Annotated in this window: 12 protein-coding genes and 1 pseudogene; 8 read left to right on the forward strand and 5 right to left on the reverse strand. The window is 36.6% G+C overall.

All coding sequences use genetic code 11. The annotated features are described in order from the left end of the window. Positions 1-83: 83 nt before the first annotated feature. From ccmP to D5R40_RS26020, 3 genes are all read right to left on the reverse strand, one after another. Positions 84-722, reverse strand: a complete 639-nt coding sequence (ccmP, locus tag D5R40_RS26010; RefSeq protein WP_124146607.1) for a beta-carboxysome protein CcmP — start codon at positions 720-722, stop codon at positions 84-86. A 318-nt stretch (positions 723-1,040) separates the two neighbouring features. Further along, positions 1,041-2,015 (reverse strand): pentapeptide repeat-containing protein, encoded by a 975-nt coding sequence (locus D5R40_RS26015; RefSeq protein ID WP_161564657.1) that lies wholly within the window; start codon positions 2,013-2,015, stop codon positions 1,041-1,043. Between the two features lie 343 nt (positions 2,016-2,358). Continuing rightward, entirely contained in the window at positions 2,359-2,580 is a 222-nt protein-coding gene (locus D5R40_RS26020; RefSeq protein ID WP_124146605.1) for a hypothetical protein, read from the reverse strand. 301 nt (positions 2,581-2,881) lie between these two features. Here D5R40_RS26020 and D5R40_RS26025 point away from each other — a divergent pair, with 301 nt between their 5' ends. The 6 genes from D5R40_RS26025 (at position 2,882) to rpsN (ending at position 8,562) form a co-directional block, all read left to right on the forward strand. Continuing rightward, entirely contained in the window at positions 2,882-3,214 is a 333-nt protein-coding gene (locus D5R40_RS26025) for a DUF7873 family protein (RefSeq protein ID WP_445974449.1), read from the forward strand. 93 nt (positions 3,215-3,307) lie between these two features. Then, complete coding sequence (locus tag D5R40_RS26030) at positions 3,308-3,493, forward strand: hypothetical protein (protein WP_124146604.1); 186 nt, start codon at positions 3,308-3,310, stop codon at positions 3,491-3,493. Next, positions 3,490-4,374, forward strand: a complete 885-nt coding sequence (locus D5R40_RS26035; protein WP_124146603.1) for an adenylate/guanylate cyclase domain-containing protein — start codon at positions 3,490-3,492, stop codon at positions 4,372-4,374. Before D5R40_RS26030 ends, D5R40_RS26035 begins: the two co-directional genes overlap by 4 nt. Before the next feature lie 1,006 nt (positions 4,375-5,380). Next, entirely contained in the window at positions 5,381-6,478 is a 1,098-nt protein-coding gene (rseP, locus tag D5R40_RS26040) for an RIP metalloprotease RseP (RefSeq protein WP_124146602.1), read from the forward strand. Positions 6,479-7,070: 592 nt separating this feature from the next. After that, on the forward strand, positions 7,071-7,739 hold the full coding sequence (gene nth, locus D5R40_RS26045) for an endonuclease III (RefSeq protein WP_124146601.1): 669 nt from the start codon (positions 7,071-7,073) through the stop codon (positions 7,737-7,739). Positions 7,740-8,259: 520 nt separating this feature from the next. Further along, a complete protein-coding gene (gene rpsN, locus D5R40_RS26050; protein ID WP_124146600.1) occupies positions 8,260-8,562 on the forward strand; it encodes a 30S ribosomal protein S14 in 303 nt (100 codons plus the stop codon). Positions 8,563-8,875: 313 nt separating this feature from the next. Here the strand turns inward: rpsN and D5R40_RS26055 are convergent, their stop codons facing one another. After that, the gene (locus tag D5R40_RS26055; protein WP_124146599.1) at positions 8,876-9,205 is read right to left on the reverse strand and encodes a DUF8822 family protein; all 330 of its coding nucleotides are present in this window, start codon (positions 9,203-9,205) and stop codon (positions 8,876-8,878) included. Positions 9,206-9,245: 40 nt separating this feature from the next. Between D5R40_RS26055 and aat the strand changes: the two genes are divergently transcribed. Beyond that, the gene (aat, locus tag D5R40_RS26060; protein WP_124146598.1) at positions 9,246-9,824 is read left to right on the forward strand and encodes a leucyl/phenylalanyl-tRNA--protein transferase; all 579 of its coding nucleotides are present in this window, start codon (positions 9,246-9,248) and stop codon (positions 9,822-9,824) included. A 149-nt stretch (positions 9,825-9,973) separates the two neighbouring features. Further along, a pseudogene (locus D5R40_RS40075) lies at positions 9,974-10,108 on the forward strand (leucyl/phenylalanyl-tRNA--protein transferase); the annotation flags it as partial. Here D5R40_RS40075 and D5R40_RS26070 read toward each other — a convergent pair. Further along, on the reverse strand, positions 10,082-11,156 hold a 1,075-nt coding region (locus D5R40_RS26070; RefSeq protein ID WP_240041654.1), incomplete at its 5' end, for an alpha/beta fold hydrolase. The pseudogene D5R40_RS40075 and the gene D5R40_RS26070 overlap by 27 nt on opposite strands.

The following is an 11,156-nucleotide window of genomic DNA, read 5'->3' on the forward strand; positions in this document are numbered from 1 at the left end:
CCCTTCTCGCCACAAGATTTTCAGGAGTTCCTGATCAGGAATAGCTCTCAAAGGGGGGTAGGGGGGATGCCTTCTTCCTTCTTTTATTCTTGAGCTTTCTCAGAATGTTCCCGACCAGAAACATTTTGCATGGCCTCTAAAGCTGCTCGAGAACCTGCCAAAATATCCCGTTCTTCTCCGCCCAAATAAAGCCGTCCAAAACTACCCACAGCTTGAATTTGTAAAATATTAATGAGAGCAGCTTTCTCCGCTTCATTAGCAGCTAAAGCGGCATAAGCAGCAGGTTGCACCTCCAATACATAGAGAGTTTGTCCACCCAAAAGCATTTGGCCTCGACGGTTACGATTAATTAATTGTGCTTGGTGGGAATCAATATTCCGGATCACCTGACTAGAGACAATACGAGGTTTGAGGCGATCGCGTTCCGCCACCCCCAGAGCTTGTAAAATAGCCTTTCCAGCAGCTTTCGTATCTCCCTGACGACTGGAATGAATTTCTAGCAAACCATAAAGTCGTTCCACAAACTGTACCCCAGGCCGAACAGAATTAGACTTGAGGGCCACATCAGTAATCCGATTAATTTCAATACCTGGTGAAATCTCCACCCACAGAGAGGTATCCCCAGGTAGGGGCAAGAAGCCAAGGGCCACTGTACCGATATAAGCGGCGTGTTGAGGTTGCAAATTATCTATATATACATAGCTGCGCAGTTCTATACCCAAGACTTAAATCTCCGTGTCATGTGGAAAAATATTAATCGTAGTCATTATATGACAACAAATACACGGAGGAACTAGGAGTCAGGAGTCAGGAGTCAGGAGTCAGGAGTCAGTAAATCAAATAGTAGTGGACTGACACATCTAAAACTGCGCAATAGATTTTTGTTTCTAGTGCAGGATGGCGGAAATAACTGACCAGTTACAAAATCCTAAAACAATTACAAATCAAAAATGACTGACTTTTAGATGCATGACTTTTAACTTCCGCGTAGCGGCACTAGGTGTCTTTTTTTCCCATCTCCTCTACTCCCCATCTCCCATCTACGGTAATTTACAGCCTTCTAAATTAGCATTTTCCAGATTAGTATTCTCAAGGTTACTATTTTCTAAATTAGCATCCTGAAGATTTGCAGATTCTAGATTAGCATTACTCAGGTCAGCACCAAAAAAATTAGCTCTACTCAAATTAGCATCCCATAATTCTGCATATTTCAAATTAGCGTTTTTCAGGTCAGCTTCTTGAAGATTAGCCCCACTTAAATTAGTATTTATTAGGTTAGCTTCCTGTAAATTTACCCTGTTCAAATTAATGTTACTTAGATTAGCATTTTTGAGAATAATATTCTTCAAATTTGCATCACAACAATCAGCACTTTTCAAGTTACCATAACTTAAATTGGCTTGACTTAAGTTGGTATTTTGTAAATTAACATGACTGAAATTTATATTTACTAAATACATTCCATTTAAGTCAACATTACTGAGATTAGATCCCCACATAAAAGCATGAGTAAAATCAACCCCTTTTAAACAAGCATGACTGAAATTACAACAGCTTAAATAAGCTTCTGTTAGATTAGCATTTTGCAAATTAGCATGACTGAAATTTGTATTTCTTAAGTTAGAATTTTTGAGGTTAGCTGAACTTAAATTAATCCGACTCAAATCAACATCTGTTAATTCAGCATTACAGAAATTAGCCCTAATAAATTTTCTATTACCATTTACATATAATTCTAAAAGTCTAGCTGCTTCCCATTGATATTCTGATAATGCCTGTATAACTTGAGGTTCTTCTATTTCCTGCAAAATAGTATAAGCTCTCCATTGTATTTCTGGTGAATTATCTTTTAATGCCTTAATTATTAAATCTAAGCTAATTTTTTGCCCTTTTATTGCTGCATATAATGTAGCGATGTTATTGGCTAACAGCAATTGTTCAACATCTTCATTGTCTAATGTTAATTTATTTACAAAACCAGCATTGAAAGAAATTTGATGAGGATTTTTGCTCATGATCGAGAAGAAAGAAGGAAAGGAAGAGGAAAGAAGGAAAAGGTAGAGAGCAAGGAATAGGGAGGAGGGAAAAATTTGGTGTTGCCTGAGTTTTAAGCTTTCTTTGTATATGTCAAATACGGTCATGGAAAATGATTTATTCATATCAGTTTGGTAAACATTTCCTGCGGAATACTTACTCAGTTTGTCATATCAAATCTCATTAATTAGCCAAGGGTAAAAATGTTTTATCCGATCAATTTATCCCTGTTCCCTGTTCCCTTTTCCCTGTTCTCTTACCTACTTTAATAGACTGAAATTTAAGAAAAATTAGCAGTCGCTGTGGAGCTTAAAGAAAGTAAAATTATTTTCTAACTATTAGAGAACGCAACCAGTTTGATGACTTTAAATTAGAGGAAATTATCTTCTTTTCTGCTTTTTTATTTAAACGAAAGTCATCTGAGTTTTTGACCATGGAAATATTCGTCTTAGAAGCTTGTTTTGCAGTTTTTTTCAAACTTTTAAATAAATCTTTTTCTTTCATAGGTTTTAAATATTGCTTCAATAAATCTTTTTCTAAACTCATTGTTTTACTTAAACTCTACAAAATTTATTTTAGCTTATAAGAAGAAGGAAGAAAGGAAGGAGGAAAAGAGAAAAATCTGGCAATAAATTCTGGTAGACAGTTGTCATAAATTACAGTATAATACAAGTATTACAAAACATAAGGACTCAGATGGCACGATTAAATCAAATTATTGCGATTGAAAAAGGGGCGTTGGTCAATCAAGAGATGAAACTTTAAGAGTAGTCTGTTTCTGATACCTCTAATATATTTTACCAAAGTAAGTGATGGGTCTCACCCCTAGTAAAAAATCATTTTACCAATTACCAACGCCGAAAAAGGAATCAAAAGTCGGTCAGTGCAGGAACTAGCAGAAGCTCAAAAAGCTTTACAGAAACCCGCTTTACTTTCCGGTATTTCTCGAACCTATCACCCCAAAGATGAGGAGAGAGAACAACTCCCACCAGAGTCGAAAAAGGTGGAGGTTAAAGCAGAAGAGATTATCCGCAAAACCTCCGAGGTATTAACCAAGTTGTTTGATGTGACGGTAACTAAAGATTGGACAAACTGTACTGCCCGCGCCGATGTGGTAGTGGATGGTCAAACATTGTTGACTCAAGCTCCGGTTAGTTATCTACTGTTTCTAGAAAAGTAATTTGCAGACTTACGCTCTTTTATGAGGTACTGATAACTGATAACTGATAACTGAAATTACTCCTCCATAGTAATCATAATTAAGATCGTAAAAATGAAAATATGGGAACTATTAAAAACAGTTTTTTCTCCAACTCAATATATGCCTCACGGTAGTTGTTATTTATGGCAAACTTCATTAGTATGGCTCCACCTTCTGAGCGATTTACTAACTGCGAACGCCTATTTTTCTATACCAACAATGTTGCTGTATTTTCTCTGTAAACGTAAAATCGAATGAATCAGGAACTACTTCAAGTTAATCTTGATTTAAAAAAAGCTTTAGAAGCCGAATTAAAATTAACTGCTGCTACAACTAAATTTGTACCTCATCAATTTTTATCTTTGATGGGGTATCAAAATATTACAGATGTCAAATTAGGAGATAGTGTAGAGCATAAAATGTCAGTTTTATTTGCTGATATTCGCAACTTTACCACAATTTTAGAAACCATGACTCCAGAAGAGAGTTTTAAATTTATCAATGGGTATCTCTCCAGAATGGAACCGGTAATAATTGAAAATCAAGGCTTTATTGATAAATATATTGGTGATGCAATAATGGCACTATTTGGAGGCAAAGTGGATGATGCTGTTCATGCAGCTATTTCGATGTTAAAACGACTGCATGAATATAATAAAACTCGACAAAGACCAGAAAGACTACCATTAAAAATTGGCATTGGAATTAATACAGGAGATTTGATTTTAGGTACAGTAGGAGGTTCTCAAAGAATAGATGGTACAGTTGTTGGCGATACGGTAAACTTAGCATCTCGTTTAGAACAATTAACCAAACAATATGATGTGTCTTTATTAATAAGTAATTATACTTTTATATCATTAGAAAATCCGGGAAAATATTCTATTAGATTAATTGACAGAGTCAAGGTAAAAGGAAAAGCAAAAATGGTGACGGTATTTGAAGTTTTTGATACCGAACCACCTGAATGCTTAGAGGGTAAGAAAATCACCAAACATCTGTTTGAAAAAGCCATTATTTTTTATTATCAAGAAAAACTTAGTCAAGCTGCTCAACTATTTCAAGATTGTCTGAATCAAAACCCTAATGATCGAGTAGCTCGAATTTATTTAGAACGTTGTCAAAAATCGGAGTCTTAAAAAGCGTTTCGGTCCGGAATGCTCCGCAAACAGATACCTAATTATATGCGCAGATTTTGAGGCTGATAGCTGAAGTCCGTAGTTCCGACCTAGGAGGCTAGCTAATAGCTAATAGCTAGTTAAATTTTGTGCCACACTAAGGCAAGATAGAAGAAATAAAAAAAAGCTGATAATTAATTTTTGAAGTATTATGCTAATTTGATAAGTATTTGCTACAAATAACTAGGTTATTTATTAGGAGTCAGGAGTCAATAGTTAGAATATAATCAGGATTTTGATTGATATTAATTGTTCTTAAATACCTATCAAAATTATTCCTGATTACTATATAAATATAAATTTAAAGTGACTTGATATTAAAGCTAAATAGATAATAGTCTAGAAGAAAGTAGAGTGCTGAGTATTGAAAGTATAATAAAAATAGCCAGAGCAAAAACCAAGATAAATTCATTTATATAAGTCATTTGGTAGGGTGCATCTCAATGCAAGAATAAAGCCAAAAATTTATCGCTTTTAGGCAACAGTTCCGAAAGGCAACAGGCAATAGGGAATAGGGAATAGGGAATATATAGCAAAAAAGTATTTTTGCAAATATGAGATGCACCCATTTGATATCTTGACAAAGGTAGGAGTTTTTAGCAAAGGAGCAGGACTGTGAACTCAGGAACTCGAGAAATAGAATAGGGGAAAAAGGTGAAAATTTGCCCCCATATTCATCATCTACCTATATTTACAGCACTTTTGAGGAACCGTGAGGTAAAGTTTAATATTAATCTCTATTCCCTAAACTCCTAAAACTTTGTACCTTATCAACTCCAAAACTACTGTAAGTACATAAATAGACATCTCCAATAATCAAAAATAAAATCAATTATGGCACTCCTATTCATCAATTCTTTCCCTCTACTCCCTACTCCCTCTTTTCTGGAGATGCCTAATAGATCCCATCAAGGTTCTATAATAAAGGTTTAACTTTATATAATTGGAAACTTAACAGGAATAACTAATGTCCGTATTGTTAGCGATCGCAGTTTTAGGCGCACTCATTGTAGTTCACGAGTTAGGCCATTTTCTAGCAGCTCGACTCCAAAAAATCCACGTTAATCGTTTTTCCATCGGTTTATTTGGCCCGGTATTATGGAAATATCAAGGGCCAGAAACAGAATATGCTATCCGCAGCTTTCTATTTGGCGGTTTTGTGGGTTTTCCCGATAATGACCCCGATAGTACAATTCCCAAAGATGACCCAGACCTATTACGCAACCGCCCTATCCTCGACCGAGCGATCGTTCTCAGTGCGGGAGTAATTGCCAATCTAATATTTGCTTATTTTCTATTAGTTACTCAAGTGAGTATCATTGGCATACCAGAATTTAACTATGCTCCCGGAGTAAAAGTTCCAGCAGTTGCTACAGACGTTAGCTCTGTCGCTACTAAAGCAGGTATTAAAGCAAATGATATTATTTTATCCGTTAACGACCGGCAATTAGGCCCAGACAAAGAAGCTATTACTACCCTAGTAGAAACAATTCAAAATAATCCGAATAAATCTTTGGATATGGAGCTTGAGCGTGACGGACAAAAGCTATTTGTTGAAGTCACACCAGACTTAGGAGATGATGGCAAAGGTCGTATTGGAGTACAACTAATTTCCAATGGAGACATAGTGCGAAATCGCCCTGACAATATTTTTGCAGCTTTTAGTGTCGGTGCTAATGAATTTCAAAGGATTGTAGTTTTAACAGTTCAAGGTTTTGGACAACTCATTAGTAACTTTAGTCAGACAGCAGGACAACTTGCCGGGCCTGTGGCCATTGTAGATATGGGGGCAAAAATTGCTAAAGACAATGTAGGGGAATTATTTCAATTTGCAGCATTGATTAGCATTAACTTAGCAGTGATTAATATTTTACCTTTACCTGCTTTAGACGGCGGTCAGTTAGCATTTTTACTCATAGAAGGAGTAAGAGGTAAACCCTTACCTATGAATATTCAGGAAAATGTGATGCAGACAGGTTTAGTAGTATTGTTAGGTTTAGGAATTTTCTTAGTTATTAGAGATACTGCTAATCTGGAGGGAGTGCGATCGTTACTGCAAAGGTAAAAGATAGTATCATGTCCGGTTGAATATTTAGGAGGAGTTAGTCCTCAGGAGTCAGGAGAAAAACAGAAGGAAAAAGGAGAAGAAAGTTTTTGTTCATCGCGTAAGCGGAACGGAGTTCTATCGCACTATTCAACGGATATAGTATAAGTAGGCATGAACGATAGGTTCGTTTTTCCTTTAGGACTTACGCATGAGAAGGTATTTCTGTCATTGCGACCAACAGGGTTTGCGGAGCATTCCGGGACGGAAAGCAATCTCAAATGCTACTTTTTAGTGCCTCATGCGTCAGTCCTGTCCTTTTTTTCTTTCGAAAATTAAGTTCTTGAGTAAAATAAGTAAAGACATAGATGGAAAAAGTGGTTGATTTTACTTTCCTTCCTTACTCTTGCCTCTTCCTTCTTCCTTATGGTATAAATTATTCTTTCCTTTCTGGGCGTTGCTGAATCAAGGGATGAATCTTTTTTGAACAGGTAAATCTCATCCTTAATACTTCATACTTCTTTTTTGTCCAAGCATACAATTCATCCCACAAATATGCAACGCCTTATTCTTTCCTTTCTGTCTCTTTCTTCTTCCATCTTCCTTCCCAATAATGGTGACAACTCGTAAATTTTCAGCGAAGCGAAAGCGATCGCTCGAAATACTCCTTCGTCTCAAACGTCTTTATCCAGATTCCACCTGTACCCTGAGTTATCAAACCCCAGTACAGTTACTTGTGGCAACTATCCTTTCTGCCCAATGTACAGATGAACGAGTTAATAAAGTTACACCTGCCTTATTTGAAAAATTCCCGGATGCTGTAGCACTAGCAAATGCAGATCTTGAAGAATTAGAAAACCTAGTGCGCTCCACAGGATTTTATCGTAATAAAGCCAAAAATATTAAGGCTACTTGCCAAATGATTGTTGAAAAGTTCAACTACCAAGTGCCAAAGCAGATGGAACAAATGTTACAACTACCAGGAGTAGCAAGGAAAACAGCTAATGTTGTTTTAGCTCATGCCTATGGAATTATTGTAGGGGTAACAGTAGATACTCATGTTAAACGGTTAAGTCAAAGATTGGGTTTAACAGAACATTCCGATCCAATTAAAATAGAGCGAGATTTAATGCGGTTACTACCTCAACCTGATTGGGAAAATTGGTCAATCCGATTAATTTATCATGGCCGGGCAGTTTGTAAGGCCAAAAATCCAGCCTGCGATAAATGTATATTGGCTGACTTATGTCCTTCGACCGCAGATTTGCAGAAACCTACTTGAGGTATAGAGGTAATAGGGAGTAGTGAGTAGGGAGTAGGAAGTAGTAAAATTTCTAGCAATACTAAACGTTTAAGGGTTTAACATCCTCTACTGACTACTAACTACTAAATTGAAGTGAGATTGTTCAAGCAGACTTTAATATAATACCGTATTAGTTGAATAGCGTGATACAAAACTTTCTTCTCCTCTCCTAACTCCTGACTCCTCCGTCATTATTTATTTGATTAAGTATTGAAGCGAACTTGATATAATATCAAATCCGCTCGGGTTCGGTATAAAAAAATGTTCTAACCGATGCGCCATTGCTAAATTTTTCTTGATATTCCCTTCCTGGGACGGGTTAGGAGTGATGGGGACTCACTCTATCACCCTAGCTCCCTAGCTCCCCATCACCCCATCACCCCATCACCCCATCACCCTATCTCACCACACCTGACAAAATCTATGGTATTATTAGAGATTGGGTTAATACCTTAAAATTAAAGATACCGATTATTTGGAGCAATTAAAGAAACTAATCATGGCAAAAAAGAGCATGATCGAGCGTGAGAAAAAACGCAAAAAATTAGTAGAAAAATATGCTGCTAAACGTGCAGAGCTTAAACTGCAATTTGAAGAAGCAGAAGATTTAGAAGATAAAATAGAAATCCATCGTCAAATCCAAAGATTACCTCGTAATAGTGCCCCTTCTCGGGTGCGAAACCGTTGTTGGTTAACTGGACGCCCAAGAGGTTATTATCGGGATTTTGGACTATCTCGTAACGTTATCCGAGAAATGGCTCACGAAGGTCTTCTACCAGGAGTTGTTAAGTCTAGTTGGTAGTTTATAGCTATCTACACTGAGCTTTCAGGTTAGCTGAAAGTCTTATATCTCTTATTTAGGGGTGGGTTAAACAAATCAGTTTGTCCACCTGTAATATTATGTCCAGTTGAATACTTATTATTAAGATAAGTAGGATAGTAGGGGAGTAGGGGAGTAGGGGAGTAGGGAAAATAGAAAGATTTGCTGTTGAAGCAAGAGAAAAAGTTTTTTCCACATCGCTATTATCAAGACATGATATAAAAGATGGGAAAATAAGCGCCCATTATGCCAAAACCCCCCCTAAAAAAGTAAGAACTGGGAATATTAAAATCTTTTATTGTCCACAACAGCGTTCTATTCCCAGACTATCTAATAGTAAGTCACTAACAGCATTGGCGATCGCGAACTCTCCATAAAAACTCTGGGAAAAATCAAAGGCTTGCATTTCTGTCACAATAGCAATTACCAATGAGCCTAAATCATTTTCTCCTTCCATACGGTGGCGAATAAATATTTGGGCCGCTCTTTTAGCAATGTCCTCATTAACTTTTTCCGGGATAAACTCTTGATTGAGCCATTTGTGTAAGGAAGCTCGCAACCATTCCCCTTCCTGTTCGGGGTTTTCTGCTGTGGGTAAAGTAATTGGTTTTATTGGTTCAGGCATAATCTTAAATTTTCTATTATAAATTGTTAATGGTAATTCCATGATAGAATATGATATTAACTCCATCATACAAGGATATGCTCAGGGCTATTTCCTCATGGCGAATGATGGAGAGAATAGTTTAAAGTGGTATGGTAGTAGGAAACGAGCTTTGATTCCTTTGGATGAAAGATTTCGCTATCCACGGTCACTACGTCGTATAATTAATCAAAATCGTTTTACTGTTGGTGTTAATCAGGATTTTGAGGCTGTAGTTGAAGGTTGTGCAGATCGAGAAACAACTTGGATATCTGGGGAACTCAAGCAGATTTACAAAGCTTTGAATCAAGCGGGGTATGCTTATAGTTTTGAGACTTGGCAAGGAGATGAACTTGCTGGGGGGATTTTAGGAATTGTGATTGGTGGGGGTTTTATTGGGGAGTCAATGTTTTTCAATATTCCTGAAGGGTCGAAGGTGGCGATGGTAAAGTTGGTGGAGCGACTCAGGGAGCGACAGTTTGTTTTTTTTGATGCTCAGATGAATAACCCCCACTTGGAAAGATTTGGAGCTTATACTATTAGCGATAAAAAGTATAAAGCACTTTTGAAATTGGCGTTAAGTCGTCGATGTAATCTATAGTAATTAGCACTCAGTTATTAGATACTGATTTATAAACTAAGTCTTCAACTCGCTCTCAACCTATGACTGTCATTGCGAGGGAGCTGAGAAAGTAATTATTTTGGTTGATCAAGAAATAAGGTCTCAAGTCTCCCCTTATGACTACTCTAAAGCGACAGTTTGTTTTTTTTGATGCTCAGATGAATAACCCCCACTTGGAAAGATTTGGAGCTTATACTATTAGCGATAAAAAGTATAAATCACTTTTGAAATTGGCGTTAAGTCGTCGATGTAGTTTGATTTAGTTTGTCTAGTAAAATTTTGACACCATCTACAATTAGACTGGGTTCGTCTATCCATACAAAATGGCTACTTTTATTGGCTTGAATTTGAACACAATTTGTTGATAGATTACACAAATTTTTGTGCATTTGCTCTCGTAATTTGTTGGCTGATTTCAGAGGAATTAAAAAAGTCCACCAAGAAGACTGAAAAAAAGAATTAGCTTTGATACTAACTACTGGCATCGAAGCAAACTGATTAGCAATAATAACCTGATTTCCACTATTATTTAGATTTAGTATTTCTCGACTCATTGTAATCCAGTGTTTAGAGCGACAAAAAGAATGTTTTACATGATTTCTCGACTCTTGAGAAAAATCTTGTAATTCAGGTTTGATTAATTCAAATATTCGACATTTTCTTAATAGCTGAATAATTCCTAATATTGAACCTAAAATAGACATAACAAAGCCGGAAATAAATAATAGTTTCAAAGCTTGTAATTGGATAGGCATCTTCAGCATTCCTGTTTCATGGAGTCCATCTGTAAGTACCATGCCAATAACTTTTTCTGGGAAACGATGAGCATATAATCTGACATTGTAACTACCAAAAGAATTTCCTACTAAAATGTAAGGTGGCTGAATTTTTGCTTGGGTAAGTAAGGTATCTAATTCTGTGACAATTTGACTGCTAGTTCGAGGATGGGGGCTATGTTCGCTCCATCCATATCCAGCTCTGTCGTAAATACATACTCGCCCTAACTTTGCCAGTTTTTCTACTAGGAAATATCCCTCTATTCCACCTAAACTGTGGTCGAGAATAATTGTTGGACTAGCTTCTCCTACAACATATAAATGTAGACGATAACCACCAACATCAAATAGTTTTCCTGGAGGTGGTTTTTGATTTTCCAAATGACAGGCGATCGCTTGATAAATTGTTGTAGCGACTAGCAGAATAATTTTGAGAGATAATGACATTTTTCCTCCTTCTGTTAATAGCTTTCTTTGGTTTAATACCAATTTCATAAAATATTGCAAAGCGTGAGGACACAGGGAACAGGGAACA

This window comes from Okeania hirsuta (assembly GCF_003838195.1).
GTDB lineage: Bacteria > Cyanobacteriota > Cyanobacteriia > Cyanobacteriales > Microcoleaceae > Okeania > Okeania hirsuta.

What these genes read in the sequence shown, in the direction of transcription:
- D5R40_RS26035 (WP_124146603.1), top strand. Translation starts at nt 3,490, where the DNA reads ATGAATCAGGAACTACTTCAAGTTAATCTTGATTTAAAAAAAGCTTTA.
- D5R40_RS26015 (WP_161564657.1), bottom strand. Translation starts at nt 2,015, where the DNA reads ATGAGCAAAAATCCTCATCAAATTTCTTTCAATGCTGGTTTTGTAAAT.
- D5R40_RS26020 (WP_124146605.1), bottom strand. Translation starts at nt 2,580, where the DNA reads ATGAGTTTAGAAAAAGATTTATTGAAGCAATATTTAAAACCTATGAAA.
- D5R40_RS26030 (WP_124146604.1), top strand. Translation starts at nt 3,308, where the DNA reads ATGAAAATATGGGAACTATTAAAAACAGTTTTTTCTCCAACTCAATAT.
- D5R40_RS26055 (WP_124146599.1), bottom strand. Translation starts at nt 9,205, where the DNA reads ATGCCTGAACCAATAAAACCAATTACTTTACCCACAGCAGAAAACCCC.
- rpsN (WP_124146600.1), top strand. Translation starts at nt 8,260, where the DNA reads ATGGCAAAAAAGAGCATGATCGAGCGTGAGAAAAAACGCAAAAAATTA.
- aat (WP_124146598.1), top strand. Translation starts at nt 9,246, where the DNA reads ATGATAGAATATGATATTAACTCCATCATACAAGGATATGCTCAGGGC.
- rseP (WP_124146602.1), top strand. Translation starts at nt 5,381, where the DNA reads ATGTCCGTATTGTTAGCGATCGCAGTTTTAGGCGCACTCATTGTAGTT.
- nth (WP_124146601.1), top strand. Translation starts at nt 7,071, where the DNA reads ATGGTGACAACTCGTAAATTTTCAGCGAAGCGAAAGCGATCGCTCGAA.